Source organism: Methanimicrococcus hongohii (assembly GCF_032594095.1).
Lineage (GTDB): Archaea > Halobacteriota > Methanosarcinia > Methanosarcinales > Methanosarcinaceae > Methanimicrococcus > Methanimicrococcus hongohii.
This window is the reverse complement of record NZ_CP131059.1, coordinates 1,500,897-1,515,258: the sequence shown is the minus strand read 5'-3', so window position 1 is coordinate 1,515,258 and position 14,362 is coordinate 1,500,897. Positions and strand designations below refer to the sequence as shown.

The 14,362-nt window shown below is 38.8% G+C and carries 15 protein-coding genes; 8 read left to right on the top strand and 7 right to left on the bottom strand.

Translation table 11 applies throughout. The features are described 5' to 3' along the window. Positions 1 to 140 precede the first annotated feature (140 nt). The 4 genes from dnaG to MmiHf6_RS06845 all read right to left on the bottom strand — a co-directional run bounded on the left by dnaG (position 141) and on the right by MmiHf6_RS06845 (position 4,485). Positions 141 to 1,946 (bottom strand): DNA primase DnaG, encoded by a 1,806-nt coding sequence (gene dnaG, locus MmiHf6_RS06860; RefSeq protein ID WP_316557054.1) that lies wholly within the window; start codon positions 1,944 to 1,946, stop codon positions 141 to 143. A gap of 1,388 nt (positions 1,947 to 3,334) precedes the next feature. Next, entirely contained in the window at positions 3,335 to 3,472 is a 138-nt protein-coding gene (locus MmiHf6_RS06855) for a hypothetical protein (protein WP_316557053.1), read from the bottom strand. Positions 3,473 to 3,533: 61 nt separating this feature from the next. Continuing rightward, positions 3,534 to 4,157 carry an RNA 2'-phosphotransferase gene (locus MmiHf6_RS06850; RefSeq protein WP_316557052.1) on the bottom strand — a complete coding sequence of 208 codons (624 nt, stop codon included), beginning with the start codon at positions 4,155 to 4,157 and terminating at the stop codon, positions 3,534 to 3,536. A gap of 124 nt (positions 4,158 to 4,281) precedes the next feature. Then, the gene (locus MmiHf6_RS06845) at positions 4,282 to 4,485 is read right to left on the bottom strand and encodes a hypothetical protein (RefSeq protein ID WP_316557051.1); all 204 of its coding nucleotides are present in this window, start codon (positions 4,483 to 4,485) and stop codon (positions 4,282 to 4,284) included. Positions 4,486 to 4,875: 390 nt separating this feature from the next. On the opposite strand from MmiHf6_RS06845, the gene MmiHf6_RS06840 reads away from it, so the two are divergent. Further along, entirely contained in the window at positions 4,876 to 6,330 is a 1,455-nt protein-coding gene (locus MmiHf6_RS06840) for an OB-fold nucleic acid binding domain-containing protein (RefSeq protein ID WP_316557050.1), read from the top strand. Positions 6,331 to 6,520: 190 nt separating this feature from the next. On the opposite strand, the gene MmiHf6_RS06835 is transcribed toward MmiHf6_RS06840, so the two are convergent. After that, positions 6,521 to 6,874, bottom strand: coding sequence for a hypothetical protein (locus MmiHf6_RS06835; protein ID WP_316557049.1), 354 nt, complete (start codon positions 6,872 to 6,874; stop codon positions 6,521 to 6,523). On the opposite strand from MmiHf6_RS06835, the gene MmiHf6_RS06830 reads away from it, so the two are divergent. The 6 genes from MmiHf6_RS06830 to MmiHf6_RS06805 all read left to right on the top strand — a co-directional run bounded on the left by MmiHf6_RS06830 (position 6,862) and on the right by MmiHf6_RS06805 (position 12,749). Continuing rightward, on the top strand, positions 6,862 to 7,041 hold the full coding sequence (locus MmiHf6_RS06830; protein WP_316557048.1) for a hypothetical protein: 180 nt from the start codon (positions 6,862 to 6,864) through the stop codon (positions 7,039 to 7,041). The genes MmiHf6_RS06835 and MmiHf6_RS06830 overlap by 13 nt on opposite strands. 813 nt (positions 7,042 to 7,854) lie before the next feature. Continuing rightward, entirely contained in the window at positions 7,855 to 8,718 is an 864-nt protein-coding gene (locus tag MmiHf6_RS06825; protein ID WP_316557047.1) for a CBS domain-containing protein, read from the top strand. 146 nt (positions 8,719 to 8,864) lie between these two features. After that, entirely contained in the window at positions 8,865 to 9,650 is a 786-nt protein-coding gene (locus MmiHf6_RS06820) for a CBS domain-containing protein (RefSeq protein WP_316557046.1), read from the top strand. A gap of 249 nt (positions 9,651 to 9,899) precedes the next feature. Further along, positions 9,900 to 10,241 carry an STAS-like domain-containing protein gene (locus tag MmiHf6_RS06815; RefSeq protein WP_316557045.1) on the top strand — a complete coding sequence of 114 codons (342 nt, stop codon included), beginning with the start codon at positions 9,900 to 9,902 and terminating at the stop codon, positions 10,239 to 10,241. A 628-nt stretch (positions 10,242 to 10,869) separates the two neighbouring features. Next, positions 10,870 to 11,502 carry a GNAT family N-acetyltransferase gene (locus tag MmiHf6_RS06810; protein ID WP_316557044.1) on the top strand — a complete coding sequence of 211 codons (633 nt, stop codon included), beginning with the start codon at positions 10,870 to 10,872 and terminating at the stop codon, positions 11,500 to 11,502. 191 nt (positions 11,503 to 11,693) lie between these two features. Further along, positions 11,694 to 12,749 (top strand): EF-Tu/IF-2/RF-3 family GTPase, encoded by a 1,056-nt coding sequence (locus tag MmiHf6_RS06805; RefSeq protein ID WP_316557043.1) that lies wholly within the window; start codon positions 11,694 to 11,696, stop codon positions 12,747 to 12,749. An 82-nt stretch (positions 12,750 to 12,831) separates the two neighbouring features. Here the strand turns inward: MmiHf6_RS06805 and MmiHf6_RS06800 are convergent, their stop codons facing one another. Continuing rightward, positions 12,832 to 13,068, bottom strand: a complete 237-nt coding sequence (locus MmiHf6_RS06800) for a YgaP-like transmembrane domain (protein ID WP_316557042.1) — start codon at positions 13,066 to 13,068, stop codon at positions 12,832 to 12,834. Positions 13,069 to 13,323: 255 nt separating this feature from the next. Between MmiHf6_RS06800 and MmiHf6_RS06795 the strand changes: the two genes are divergently transcribed. Next, positions 13,324 to 13,584: a hypothetical protein gene (locus MmiHf6_RS06795; RefSeq protein WP_316557041.1), complete on the top strand. Its 261-nt coding sequence runs from the start codon at positions 13,324 to 13,326 to the stop codon at positions 13,582 to 13,584. Positions 13,585 to 13,773: 189 nt separating this feature from the next. On the opposite strand, the gene MmiHf6_RS06790 is transcribed toward MmiHf6_RS06795, so the two are convergent. Next, positions 13,774 to 14,274 carry an HPP family protein gene (locus MmiHf6_RS06790; protein WP_316557040.1) on the bottom strand — a complete coding sequence of 167 codons (501 nt, stop codon included), beginning with the start codon at positions 14,272 to 14,274 and terminating at the stop codon, positions 13,774 to 13,776. Positions 14,275 to 14,362: the final 88 nt, after the last annotated feature.

Genomic DNA, 14,362 nt, shown 5'->3' with positions numbered 1-14,362 from the left:
CATTGTGATTTAAATCAACACGATTTATCAATTTTTTAATAAATTGATTAAATTTAAAAAAAGAAGATTACTGCTGTCGACCATGACAGCAGCATTATTTGTTTTTATTCATTCTGATTTTATTATTGATTTCTTTCAAATTACTGAGCCGTGAAAACTTTCATGGTTGCCGGCATCTTAACGACGTTGCCGTTCTTCAATCCGATTAAGTTTTCAACGCCTTGGTCAGCGGCGAGATCAACAATTCTTTGTGAAACAACACCGTCAAAAACAACGGATTTTGCGCCGCTGACACCTGCTTTCAATGCGCCGGCCAATTCTCTGACGGGCATTTCGGCAATAACAACATTGCTTTCATCCAAAATTTTAGAAGACATCGTGCCGGTAAGCGCTTCCATTTCCTTATCAAACGGCGCCGGAATCTCAGGCTTCTTTTCCTTGACAGGCTCGTCATTTCTTTCTCTCCTGTCTCTTGAATTTCTGTCTCTATTGTCTCTGTCGTTTCTGTCACTTCTTTCGCGCGGTGCTCTTTCTTCACGGGCTGTTCTTTCTTCACGTGATGTTCTTTCTTCACGCGGTACTCTTTCCGTTCTTTCTTCGCGTCCGCTGCTTTCTCTGTCACGGCTTCTCGGAGATCTTCTCGGCTCTTCTTCAACCGTTTCTTCGATATCGGCAACAGCGCTTGCAGCCGGTCTGCGTCCGCGTCTTGGTCTCTCTTCCGCCGCTTCTTCAAAAACGGCTTCCGATTCCTTGTCCAAATCAACATATTTGACGGCAATGATGTCGTCCATCTCTTCTGTTGTTGCTTTCGGTTTCACAGTTCTTGCGCGAAGCTGTCTGACAGGTTTTTCTTCTGCTTCAACTTCATCGGCTTTTTCGGAAATTCTTCTGCGCTCGGGTCTTTCTGCCAGCCTTTCGGTACGGCTTCTTCTGACGGGGATTTCTTCTTCCTCATCATTTCTTTCATTTCTGCGGGCAGTTGCGGGAACGGCAGTTTTTCGAATCGTAGAAACTCTTTTCGATGTGCTTGGCGCGCTCTTTTCAATCGTTTTAACGGTTCCGGCGCGTACAGATCTTTCCGACTCAACCGTTTTTCTTGTTCTTTTAGAAGCCGGGAGAACGATTCCGAATTTTTCGATATATTGGTCTTTTGTCATCTTGCGGCGAAGCGCCAGCACGATTTCTTTTTGAACCATATCTTCAACCGCTTTTCCGTCCGGCGGGCGGGCGATGTAATCAACATTTGCGACTTGAATCAATTCACGAATGATCAATTCGCCGCCGCGGTCGCCGTCTGTGAAAACGGTGACTTTTTTGCCTTTGAGCAAATCAACAACTTCCGGCGGAATGTTTGTGCCGCCGACACTGATCGTGTTTTTAATACCGTATTTGAGAAGCGTTAAAACATCGGCGCGGCCTTCGACAACGATAATTTCATTGGAATTGTATTCGGGACCGGCGGGAAGTTTGTTTTTGCCGTATGAAGTAATGCCTTCGACACGAACAGATTCGCGGATGACGTCTGTGATTTCCTGTGCTTCAAGCAAGTCGTCTTCAAACATTGTTTTGTAAATGTCTTTGGCGCGCTCGACAATGTCGACGCGTTTTGAAGCGCGGACATCTTCGATTTTTGTCACTTCAATATTGGCAACGCACGGCCCGACACGGTCAATCGTTTCAAGAGAGGCGGCCAAAACGGATGTTTTGACTTTGTCTAAACTGGACGGAATGAAAATATTTCCGCGCGTTTTGCCGTTCTTGGTTGTGACCATGACTTCGATTCTGCCGATACGTCCTGTTTTTTGAAGTTCGCGTAAATCCAAATCGGTTCCGAGAAGGCCTTCAGTTTGGCCGAAAATAGCGCCGACAATATCGGGGCGTTCAATAACGCCGTCGGCGGTGATTTTTGTTCTGATAATATATTTTGTTGTATCTTCATTTTGCATGATTTTGTCTCCCGCGGGATCCAAAAACTCAAAAAGAACAGAAAACGAGAAACAAGCAGCAGTTCCAAAAAAGATTCAAAATCAATCATTCAAATATTCATTTTTTCAAATGTACGGCAGAACAAGCGGGCAAACATCAGTTGTGCAGCCCGAAAACAAAACAATTTATTCACATAATTTGCAAATATCGGCGCGCTTTGCGCGCATACGGCAAAATCGTAATGACCAAACCAAAAACGTCAGGTTTTATGAAAAACGCTTAAACGCTTTTTACATTTTAAGCCGTTGAAAGAAATTCTATATTGTTCGCGGAATTTGATTTGAAATCTGATTTGAAATTTGATTTGAAATCTGATTTGAAATCTGATTTGAATCATCTGAAATTCAAGCGACATTGAATTTGTTTTACGGAAATAAGACTGAAATTAAGATTGAAATGATTATGCAGCCGATCGTGTTTTTAAATTTTATTTAATATTTTAAAATATTTTAATATATTATTTATTTTAAAATTATTTTATTTAAAACCCGAATCATTCGGCTTGCAGATGATTTTTTATCTTTAAGTCTGAGTTTGATTTGTGTAAGTTTGGTTCGTGTCATAAATGTGTTAAACGTGTTGTATAACAACGATAATTACGACGGGTAATACGATGATGTGAATTATTGCTTGTTCCGCATCCGAAAGCTGCCTTCAGCTTCTGTGTTCGGCTGCAGTGTTTTGCCGGCTTTCGCCGTTTTCATTTTGAAATGAAATAATTGTGATTCGGCGCTTAATTCATCAATTGGCTTAAATTGTCGTTCACTTGTTTGTTGGTTCGACCGGGTTTGCCATTGATTTTTGAAATTTTCAGCGCGGGTGTAAAATCAGGTTAAAATCGCACTCATCCTTTAGTGCTGTCACCTGTTGATTTTATTGATATGATTTGAATCGATTTTTGCAGAACTGTTTAATTGCTGTATCTGTCTTTTGAGTCAATCGATGTTGATAATTTTTTTTAAATAATTTTTTAATTTCTGGTAAAAGATGCCTTTTGCATCTGATTGAAATCTGATTATGAAGGTGATTGCGGTTTATAATAAACCGTCTATTCGCAATATTATTCATTTTATATAAAATTGATTTGGTAATTTCAAAGTTCAATTACATAAAATGTAATTATATACAAATTGCAAATTTGGCGCTTGCTTTTCATTTCGTTACCGAATTTCTTTCGGCAAATAACGTTTGAAAAACAAACAAAGAATAAACAATATTTTGATTTAATAAGGTTTGTGGTAATTTTGTTTAGAAATACAATTGAAAAATATAATTGAATATAAGAATAAACAAAAACGAACGCGGGATCGAAATAAAAATTAAATAAAAAGAAGGCACGAAATTAAAATTAATGAAAAACGGAGCAGTTCGCGCGCGGTCGACCGGCGGCAGCCGCCGGCGGGAACGGATTGCTGCGGCAATGCAAACCTGACTCCAAGCAGAAACCGAAAACCCGACTCCAAGCGGAAACCCAAATAAAACCCAAATGAAAAACAAAAAATGAATTATGAAATTAATAAGAATCAGAAAAAGAAATGTCAGGAAATTTATTCATAAATTTCCAAAATATAATCTGCCGGAATTTCATCGGCCAATAAAATATCTTCGTTGGCAACCATGATGTTTAAACCGTCATCGATTGCGGCTGCCGCGTCAATTTTAAAAATGGACGGGTTTTCCGAATGTATCATGCCGACTTCAATTGCTTTTTCAAGCGTCGTGCTCAAATGAACATATCTTTGTTTGACGGGCAGAATGCCTTCTTCTAAAATGATGTCCACTTCTTCGGGAACAACGCCGTAGTAAGCGAATTCGCCTTCATAAAGCGGGTAATCCAAATTCACGTCAATGGAATGACCGTAAACGGCGCGGATTTTGCCGCCCGAAATTTCATATCTTCCTTTGACATCTGATTCGACAAGCGCGTAAATGTGATACTTTTTGGGCCATTTGTATTTGCGAGTGGCAGCATTGGTCAAAGCGTTGATGCTGACCCAGCCGTCTTCAAACATAGAAAGCCCGAGCTTGGCAGGGAAATGTCTTAAAGCGCCTGCGATGAAGCGCCCCAAGCGGTCTTCACGCTCTTCATCCAAAATGAACTGCCCTTCTTGATCGCAATCCGGACAAGCTTCTCCCCGGAAACATCCGTGCTCCTCGCATCTTCGAATCATATACAGAATAAACAGCATTTTTAATATAATAAAGTTGCTCAAATATCGGGGGCAGTATTAGTAAAAAAACGCATCCATAAAAATTATTTAAAAATGAATTATAAAAAAGTATTTTAAAGTAAATTTAAAATGCTTTTTTGTTAATGGGAACGAGCGCATGTCTTTTTTCATCAGACATCAAATTGTTTTGCGGTACAATTAATCCTCTTTTTTGCAAATTTTTGAGCATTTGTACACATTTCAGATTATTTTTTAAATGACCGTTTTTAAAATTATCATCATTGGAATACTTTTTAATGACATTTTCAATTTCTGATTCAGTACTCATTGAAAAAACCTCCTTGTGTGATTTTTTTCGTTACCATCTGTATCGAGTCCATAAATGATGATAGAAGTCTTTAGCTATATTTACTTTTTTTATTTTTTTAAAATGTATTTAATGGAAAAATACTAAAATATAAAAGAAAATTCAATTTAAACGGCAGACTCAAATAGAAGAAAGAAGTATTGAGTTTAACCAATTTAACCCTTCAACAATTCATTACATCTCAATTGTTTTTTAAATCAGCCCTTGTCCGTGTACCCAAACTAATCATTTTTCAGACATTCCGGTTTATCAGACTATTGAATATGTCAACGTCTTGTCTATAAGGTTCAATATCGAATGTTTTCGTCAAATATTTCGAACTATATCGAATCAAAAAGTCAGGTAATAAGAATGGCAGAACTCAAAGAAATCTATGAAAAAGTACAGAATTTGATCAGCTACGACGACTTTGTTGCAAAAGTCGAGGAAAGAAAAGAAGCTTTAGGCGGTCTTTGTGATGATGAGATGTGCGCGCGTCTTGTTTTAAGCGATCTCGGCATTTCCGCAACTGAAAGAGAAGTCGTTATGATCGACTCCATTGATGAAAACAGCGGCAACATTTCTTTTGCCGCAAAAGTTTTAACGATTTATGACCCGCGCGAATTCAACCGCGCTGACGGCACTGTCGGCCGCGTCGCAACCGTTATGGCCGGCGATTCGACCGGAAGAATCAGAATTTCCGTTTGGGATTCCAAAGTCGATGCAATCGAAAGCGGCGACATCAAAACCGGATGCAGCATTAATGTTTCCGGCTACACCAAAAGAGGTTTAAACGGTCCCGAAGTTCACGTCGGCAACAACGGCGTTTTTGCGCTTTCCGATGAGGAAGTCGAATACGAAATTCCTGTTCGTAAAATCGATGAAATCAAAGACGGCATGAACGATCTTACTGTTCTCGGAAAAGTTTTGGACCTCGGCCAGATCAAAACATTTACCCGCAAAGACGGCGGCGAAGGACGCGTTGCAAATATGACGATTGGCGACTCGACCGGCACCATCCGTGTCAGCATGTGGGATGACAAGGCTGAACTTGTCAACGAGCTTGACATCGGAAATTCCGTTAAGATCCAAAATGCTTATTCTAAAGTCAACAATTTCTCTCAGAAAGTTGAAATTTCACTCGGCAATTCAAGCGTTGTCGAAATTGCAGATTCTGAAGTCGAATACGAGCAGAAGTTTTTGAAAGTTTCCGAAATCACTGACGGCATGAACGGCGTTAACCTCACGGGCGTCATTTTAGACATTTCAGATGTCCGCACATTCAACAGAAAAGACGGCAGCGAAGGAACGATCGGAACAATCACGATCGGCGATGACACCGGTAAAATCCGCGTCAGTCTTTGGGATGACAAAACCATTTATTTAGATGAATTTGATTTCGGCGAATCCGTTGACGTTTTAAACGCTTATTCCAGAATGAACGATTTCAGTCAGTCGGTTGAACTCAATGTCGGCTCTCGCGGAAGCGTTGTCGCCGCTGAAAATGAAGTTCAGTACATGGAAAAATTCGATAATATCAATGACATTCTTCCGGGCAAATCTTATTCCGTTCAGGGCCGCGTGATTGAAATCGGCGACTTCCGTGAATTTGAAAGAGATGACGGCACGCAGAGCATGGTTTCAAACATTGAGCTTGAAGATGACACCGGCAAAATCCGTGTTTCACTTTGGGGCGAGCACGCAGAAATCGTCAACAGTGTCCAGATCGGCATGACCGTCCGCATCAGCGACGCTTTCTCCAAGTTCGGCATGAACGAGGAAATCGAGCTGAGCGCCGGCAACAGAACAAGAATTGCGATTTTGTAATCGAATTATAATTTTATTATAATTTAAAATTAAACAAAAGAAATCGGATTATAAATTGAATCCGGTTTCTTTTTTGTTTTTTTACATTTTCATTTCGAAAATCAATAACTCGTTATTTATTTTTTAAAAAGCGCAGTTCTCTTTTCGATTCTTTTTTCAAAAATGATAGTCGCATTTTTCGATTCTTTTTTCAAAAATGATAGTCGTATTTTTCGATTCTTTTTTCAAAAATGATAGTTGCATTTTCGATTATTTTTTCAAAAATTATGCGGCTCGCGCGGCGGCGGCAGCTGCCCGCCGAGCGGAAAGTTGTCGGCAGCGGCAAACAGAAACCTGATTGGCAGCAGCAAATGCAAACCCGATGGCATCGGCAAATGCAAACCCGATGGCATCGGCAAATGCAAACCCGATGGCATCGGCAAATGCAAACCTGATGGCAGCAGCAAACAGAAACCTGATGGCAGCAGCAAATGCAAACCTGATTGGCAGCGGCAAACAGAAACCTGATTGGCAGCGGCAAACAGAAACCTGATGGCAGCAGCAAACAGAAACCCGATGGCAGCAGCAAACAGAAACCCGATGGCAGCAGCAAACAGAAACCTGATGGCAGCGGCAAACAGAAACCTGATGGCAGCGGCAAACAGAAACCTGATGGCAGCAGCAAATGCAAACCTGATGGCAGCGGCAATCATAGAAATATGGAACATTTAAAAAATTATGTATTTGTTATTGTGTCAAAGCAAATCGTTTTTTCATTTTCTCCATCGGAAATCAGGGGGTTTGAAATAATCTCTCTAATAGAAATCTTTCCTAAATTATTATCTTTGTTTTTCTAAAATTTATTTTATATTAGCCGAATTATCTCTTTTATTATATCTAAAAAAGTATATATGCTGAAAAGTTGTCTTTAATTTATCCGGAAATTTAATTTTGGGGGAAACAAATGATACAAAAACCCAATACCAGAGCATTTTTGTTCGATGACATTTCTGATTCCAGCAAACCCGCGTTTAAACGCAAATCGGTCGATAAATTACGACTGCCTTTTGTTTTGAAACCTTATGGTTTAAAACGGATTTGCGGAAGTGGTTATTGAAATGTCTGAGAAATCAGATCCGGAGATCATTTCTGTCGTATTCAAATGAAGATGAGCTTTCGCTCTCAAATTTCAGCGATTCGCCGTCATCTTTTGAATAACTTGCGGCTTTAATTCTTTCAATTTCATATGGATTGACTTTCAAAATTTCACAATTGAATTTCAATCAAATGTAATAAATATAAAATTAAATTAATTAAAATTGCAGGACAGATGAACAGACAAACAAACAAAAAAATAATGACAAAAATTAATTTAAAAATGAGTTGAAATTCAATAAAAACCAATTAAATTCATTTAAAAAATTAGTTTAAAAATTCATTAAATTAATTTATCAAATAAAAATTGAAAAATAAAAACGGATTAAAAACGAAGATGATTTGAAAGAATCAAAATCAGATCTAATGCTTCATTTTTCCGGAAATTTAATGCCGAGTCGCATAGGAGGAAAATCCATGAAAATGAAAAATATCATGAGTTCGCCGGTTTACGTTGTTGAGCCCGATGAAACGGTTGCACGCGCCAGAAATCTCATGATGAAATATAAAGTCGGTTCAATATTGGTCGTCGACGACCCGATGATTTTAGGTATCTTTACCAAATCCGACTTGAACATGAAGCTTTTTGCAGAAGAAGCGGCTTGGAAACGAAGACCGATTGATCAAATCCCGATCAAATCCGTCATGACAACCGATGTTGTAACGCTTTCGCCGAATGTGTCGGCATCTGAGGCGGCCAAGCTGATGGTTGAAAAAAATATTGATCACATTCCCGTCTTTGAAAAAGAGGTTATCGGAATCGTTTCAAAAACAGACATGATCAAATATGCAGCCGAAACCGCAGTCGAAGGACGCGTCGGCGATGCCATGACCGGAAAAGCGGTCACTGTCAACACAAGCCATACGCTCAATCACGTTATTGATGAAATGAAAAAGAGTGATGTCCAAAAAGTCATTGTCATGGATAACAATGAAAAAGCAGTCGGAATCGTGTCTGTCAAAGACCTTTCAGCAAGCGAATTAATTGATGCGGACGGTAAAAGAAGCATTAAGGAAGCAAAGAAATCTTCTTCCAAAGCGGCCAGATACGCGCTTGATGTTCCGTTTATCGCAGAAGATATTATGACCAATATCGTTGCAGCCGACGTCAGCGAATCCATTGCGAGCGCCGCTAAAAAAATCATTGACAACAATGTTGTCTCTCTTCCGGTCACGAAGAACGGAAAAGTTTCAGGCATGATTTCGAAAAATGATATTCTGAAATGGCTTGCCGAAAACGGATCTCAAGAATAAGAAAAAGGTCGGCAGAAAACCAATCAAATAAACATAAAAAATAAACATAAAAAATAAACATAAATTTCAAAATTAATTTCATATTTAATTTCAAAAACGACATACATTAACCTAAATCAAATTCAATCACAAAAGGTGAAAATAATATGCAGGTTAAAGATATCATGGTCGCTCCCCCGACAATTGATAAATCGGCAAAGATTTCAAATGCGCTCGGTATTATGGAGAAGAAAGATACCCGACGCCTTCTTGTTACGCACAAAGGAGGAGTGACGGGCATTTTGACGATGCGCAGTCTTGCCAAGGAGCTTGGAACGAAAAAAAGAACAAAGCCTGCTTCCTCTCTCCCTGTGATCACGGCTGTTACGGATAATTATACATTCGTTAAGCCTGCCACAAAATTCGCTGTTGCCGCAAAAATCCTGAAAGAAAAGGGCGGCGTGCTTTTGGTCTCGGAAGACGAAATCGAAGTTCTCGGCTGGATTACGCCGAATGAATTGATTGCCTCTTATGATTTCGGCGGCCAGGCAAGAGATGTCATGTTCGACAAAACCATTATCACAATCAATTCAAGCGAACGTTTGGTTCACGCCCGTTACCTGATGCTTGAAAACAATATCGGAAGAATTCCGGTTATGGAAGACGGCAAACTTGTCGGAATCATTTCCGAGCGTGATGTCGCCGTTGCTTTCCAGGAATTTAAGGATAATGTTCCTGACAACCACCAGGAAGCGCAAGTCAAAACGCTTTTGGTTGCCGATGTCATGTCCAGAAATCCGCTGACGGCAAAGCCGACAACGCCGACTGAGCAAATCGTCAGCTGCATGGCCAACAAAAATATCGGTATCGTTCCGATTGTGGATGATAATGAAAAACTGGTCGGAATTATCACGCGCAGAAGTTTGCTTTTGGCGATTCCGACATTGGAATGAATTTAAAGTTTAAAGGAGGCTGACACCTTCTTTTATTTTCTTTTTTATTTTTTTGTATTTTTTTGTATTTTCTTTTTGTTTTAATTTCTCATTTTAAATTTATTTTTTTCATTCTATTTCTTTAAAACAATTTAAAAATCTTTTTTAAGTATTACGATTTTTATCGGATTGTTAAATCAATTCATGGGTATACTTCGAAAAAAATGAAAATAAAAAAATAAAAATTTGAAAATAAAAATGGTGAATATTTTGACAAATACGCTGAATATATGTAAAATAATCGACAGCGAATTCGCTGTTTCTTTTGAAAATGGTGAAAAAGTTTATTCCGAAATTAAGAGAGAGATTGGAAATCATGGTAAAGTCATTTTATCATTTGCAGGCATTTCTAAGGCTATTCCGGCATTTTTTTCTTTTCTCATTTTAGTTCCTGAAGATTTCGAAGGGTCTCAAATCAGAGATTTAATCGAATTTAAAGACATGTCCGAAGACCATGAAAATATTATTGATATGGTTATTGTTCATACTCAAAAATATCATCAGGACCCTGAAGCATATAATTCTACATTCGGAAGCATGCTGGAGATTTAATTATGGACATTTACAGGTCTCACCACATTATGAATGTCACAGAAAAAAGCATTTTTATTGATGCGAATATTTTGATTTCTTTGTGGATGCCCGGTAAAAAGTCTTTTTTAAATTCTTACTGCTCACGTGATTTTGAGATGTTTTTAAGGCATCAAACATCGTTGTTTACAGATATTGTTGTTCTTTCCGAATTTTATAATCGTTGGCTGCGGGAAGCTTATTATTTATATTGCCGAAAAAACAATTTGAGTCCTGCTCAATTAAAATTTAAAGATTATCGACAAAAAGATGACGGAAAAATTACGATTCGGCAGATTTGTTTTGCAATTCAGATTATTTTAAACGACATCAAAATCATTAACCCGAATTATTCAAGATCGTTGTTATTTCAAAATATAATAGATCCCGATTATTTTGCTCATTTGGATTTTAATGATCTGCATATCATTTCGGTTTGTTTGCATAACGATTTTTGTTTATGGACGAATGATATTGATTTTAAAGGACAGAATATTGATATTTTCACGGAAAACGGAAAATATTGAATTTGTTATTGAATTTGTTATTGAATTTATTCATTTCAATTAAAAATCTCAACATTTATTAAGTTCCAAACTCTCTTTTCCCTATGGAAAATTTACCGTCTGTTTCAATTCGAAAAGCAAATGCTGAGGACATTGACGCTATCATGGAAATCGAACATCTTTCGTTTCATCCGGAAGTCATTGAATCCAAAAAAGTGTTTGAAGACAGAATTGCAGCATTTCCGGACGGTTTTTTAATCGCCGAAATCGAAAGCGACAGCATTGGTGACGGCGAAAATAATAAAAATAATAAAAATAACAAAAAAAATGAAAAAACAATTGCAGGCTATATTTCTTCCGAACTTTGGAATTATTCAAAAGAAATTCCGTATTCGAATTTCAGTCTCAACCATTCCGTTTACGATACACACAGCGATTTGGGCGAAGAACTTTACATTTCATCCGTGGCGGTCAACCCCGCTGTTCGCGGCGGAAAAATCGGGAAACGGCTTTTTACGGAACTTCTCAATCATGTTTCAAAAGAATATTCATTGAAAAGCGCAATCCTGCTCGTCAACAGTGATTGGCAGAACGCTTACAAAATGTATCAAAAGGAAGGTTTTGTAACGGTTGATAAAATTTCAGACTTTTTCCCTGTCCTTGAAAATTCCGACAGCGGTGACGATTCGTCGGGTGTCGGCATTATTATGAGAAAATCTTTGTCGGATGAAAAATAAAAACAACGAATCAGAATCTGACAAAACTCATATATTTGGAACAGGTTTTAGAATCATTATTTCAATTATCTGAATATTTCAATTATTTGAATATTTCAATTATTTGAATATTTCAATATTTCAATTATTTATCTCAACATTTTCATTTATCATTTCATTATTATCTCAATCATTTTTAAGGACGGACAGGAATGACAAACATTGCAATTATCGGTGACGAACAATCCGGACGCACTTCTCTCGGATCCAAACTCGGCAAAAAAGGAACGGATTCCGACATTACTTTATTCAACGATGACCGCCACGAACAAAAATATGTTTACATCGACGCGAAATCTTATCCGAAATCGATGAAATCAATCGTTGCCGCGCTCAATTTGTCCGACATGGCAATTCTTTGCGTGACGCCCAACGGATTGACGCCGATCGTCGGCGAATGTATGGTGGCGCTTGATCTGCTTCAGTTTAAACGCGGCATTATCGCGATTACAAAATCCGATACCAGCTATGCAATGGAAATTGACGCTTTTAAAGAAAAACTTCAAAAAATCACGGCAGGAACTGTTCTTGAAAATTGGGAAGTTGTCGCGCTCAATACAAATAAAGACGCGCCGAACGCTTTTGAAGGAATTGATGAACTCAAAGAACAAATCCACAAACTCGGCGGCGAAATTGAAGCCGAACAAAGAACAAAAGACGGTTTACCGCCGCGCGTTGTGATTGACCATTTTTTCAACGTGACCGGTATCGGAATCGTCATTTTGGGGAAAGTTTTGCAGGGAACGATTCACACGCATGATAAAATCGGTTTGTATCCTGTGGATAAAAAAGTCGATATCCGCTCTATTCAAACGCATGATGTCGATGTCAAAGAAACGGGCACCGGCTCACGCGTCGGCGTCGGTCTCAAAGGTCTTTTGGAACGTGAACTTGAGCGCGGTTTTTTGCTTTCAAACAGCGAAATTGTCGCGTCCGAATTTGAAATGGAATGCACGCTTTCAAAATTCGCAAAAGGCGGCGTTCAATTGGATGATGTTTTGCATTTATTTGTCGGTCTTCAATCCGATCCCGTTCGAGTGAAAAAAATTACGGTCGGCGGCGTTGAAAAAGAAATGCTTAACGCGAACGAAACGGGAATTTTAAAGCTTGAAGGCGGCAAAAAAATCGCTTACAGCAAAGAAGATTTGTTCCTGTTTGCGAGTTTGGAAGAAAATCAGAGATTTACGGCAACCGGAAAGGTTGTTTGATTTTTTAATCTGATTTTATTTAATAAACAAAAAAAGTACAAAAAAGTTAAAAATTCGGCTTTTTCAGCCGAAATCATTTTTATTATTTTCTTTTTCCTTTCTTTTTTCTCGTGTCTTCACCAATCAAAGCGTAAACCGGTGAAAATTTCAGATAAGCGGTTGTTAAACCGGCAAGTGCCGCCAAGCCGAGCAAATATCTGGCGATAAATCCTCTTTTAATAAAAATTAAACCAATCAATGCGGCGGCGCCTATGACGAATCGGATCATTCGATCTTCTTTGCCGATATTAGGTTCTAACCCTGTCAAACTGCCGGTCATATTTTTTAAACCGGGAATTCCGATAAAACGTTGAAGAATCATCCAAATCATATTTTTAGCCTCGTTATTTCATATTTCGCAATTTTTCTTTTAAATGAATCTGAAATATTAAAATCCATATCATGAGATTTTTATAATAATACATTTAGAATTGGCGTTTTAGTATAAATAGGCTCCTTTGTATGCTTTCAGGTTGGCAGTGGGAGGGCGGTTTGCATTTGCGCTTGGAGTGCGGTTTCAAGTTGCAGTTGGAGTGTGGTGTGTGTTAAAATTTTGTTCGCGACCGACCTTCGGTCATTCTCTCACAAAATTTCAGGCTGCAGTGGGAGTGTGGTTTCTGTTTGCAGTTGGGTGGTGTTTGTTTGCAGTCGGAGTGTGGTTTCTGTTTGCAGTCGGAGTGTGGTTTCTGTTTGCAGTTGGAGGGCGGTGTTTGTTTGCGCTTGGAGTGAGGTGTTTATTGAAAATCGCTTCGCGATTTTTGCGGCTACCGCCGCGCGCGAGCCGCTTCGTTTTTAAATATGTTTTATTAATTCGTTCCCGTTTTTAAATATGTTTTATTAATTCGTTCCCGTTTTTAAATATGTTTTATTAACTCGTTCCCGTTTTTGAATCTGTTTTATCAATCCGACTCCGTTTTTTAAACGTGTTTTATTAATCCAACCCCGCTTTTGAATTTATATCCTTAATCCGCCCTCGTTTTTTAATTCAATCAACGCAATAAAGCGGTGAAAGAATTTTCTTGGAAATCGCCAGCACTACAACGCAAATCAATCCGAGAAGGCACATCAGAATCGGAACGCTCGGCGCAAGCACGAGTCCCGCCGCAAACGCTGCCGCCGGCGGATGTTCAAAGCCGAAAAGCGCCATCAAAAGCGTTGACAAAAACACAGCCAAACCGCAGAACAAAATCGTGTATGCAAAAACAAGATCCGCTCCCTGAAACCAATGGTTCGCGTAAAAACAAAGAAAACCGACAGCTGCGCTGATGAAATGTCCGCCGACCAAATTTCGGGACTGCGCCGCCGGCGAAGTCGGAAAAATGAATACAATGAAAACGCTGGCAATCAAAGAAGTCACGACAAGCCCGTTTTCAAAAAATTCCATCATCAAAAAGAAAATGGAAACAAATCCCGCAGCAAGCGTGCTTTGAATCAGACAAAGACGGACTTTGCCTTTTTGATTGCTTAAATTTCTCAAATATTGCATAAATATCACATTCTCTGACTTAGTTTCATAAAGATACTTAGCTGACAGAATGCGTTCGTGATATAAAAGAAGAAAGTTTCCGTTTGGA

What these genes read in the sequence shown, in the direction of transcription:
- MmiHf6_RS06845 (WP_316557051.1), bottom strand. Translation starts at nt 4,485, where the DNA reads ATGAGTACTGAATCAGAAATTGAAAATGTCATTAAAAAGTATTCCAAT.
- MmiHf6_RS06840 (WP_316557050.1), top strand. Translation starts at nt 4,876, where the DNA reads ATGGCAGAACTCAAAGAAATCTATGAAAAAGTACAGAATTTGATCAGC.
- MmiHf6_RS06820 (WP_316557046.1), top strand. Translation starts at nt 8,865, where the DNA reads ATGCAGGTTAAAGATATCATGGTCGCTCCCCCGACAATTGATAAATCG.
- MmiHf6_RS06800 (WP_316557042.1), bottom strand. Translation starts at nt 13,068, where the DNA reads ATGACCGGCAGTTTGACAGGGTTAGAACCTAATATCGGCAAAGAAGAT.
- MmiHf6_RS06850 (WP_316557052.1), bottom strand. Translation starts at nt 4,157, where the DNA reads ATGATTCGAAGATGCGAGGAGCACGGATGTTTCCGGGGAGAAGCTTGT.
- MmiHf6_RS06805 (WP_316557043.1), top strand. Translation starts at nt 11,694, where the DNA reads ATGACAAACATTGCAATTATCGGTGACGAACAATCCGGACGCACTTCT.
- MmiHf6_RS06825 (WP_316557047.1), top strand. Translation starts at nt 7,855, where the DNA reads ATGCCGAGTCGCATAGGAGGAAAATCCATGAAAATGAAAAATATCATG.
- dnaG (WP_316557054.1), bottom strand. Translation starts at nt 1,946, where the DNA reads ATGCAAAATGAAGATACAACAAAATATATTATCAGAACAAAAATCACC.
- MmiHf6_RS06830 (WP_316557048.1), top strand. Translation starts at nt 6,862, where the DNA reads ATGGCAGCAGCAAACAGAAACCCGATGGCAGCAGCAAACAGAAACCCG.
- MmiHf6_RS06810 (WP_316557044.1), top strand. Translation starts at nt 10,870, where the DNA reads ATGGAAAATTTACCGTCTGTTTCAATTCGAAAAGCAAATGCTGAGGAC.
- MmiHf6_RS06790 (WP_316557040.1), bottom strand. Translation starts at nt 14,274, where the DNA reads ATGCAATATTTGAGAAATTTAAGCAATCAAAAAGGCAAAGTCCGTCTT.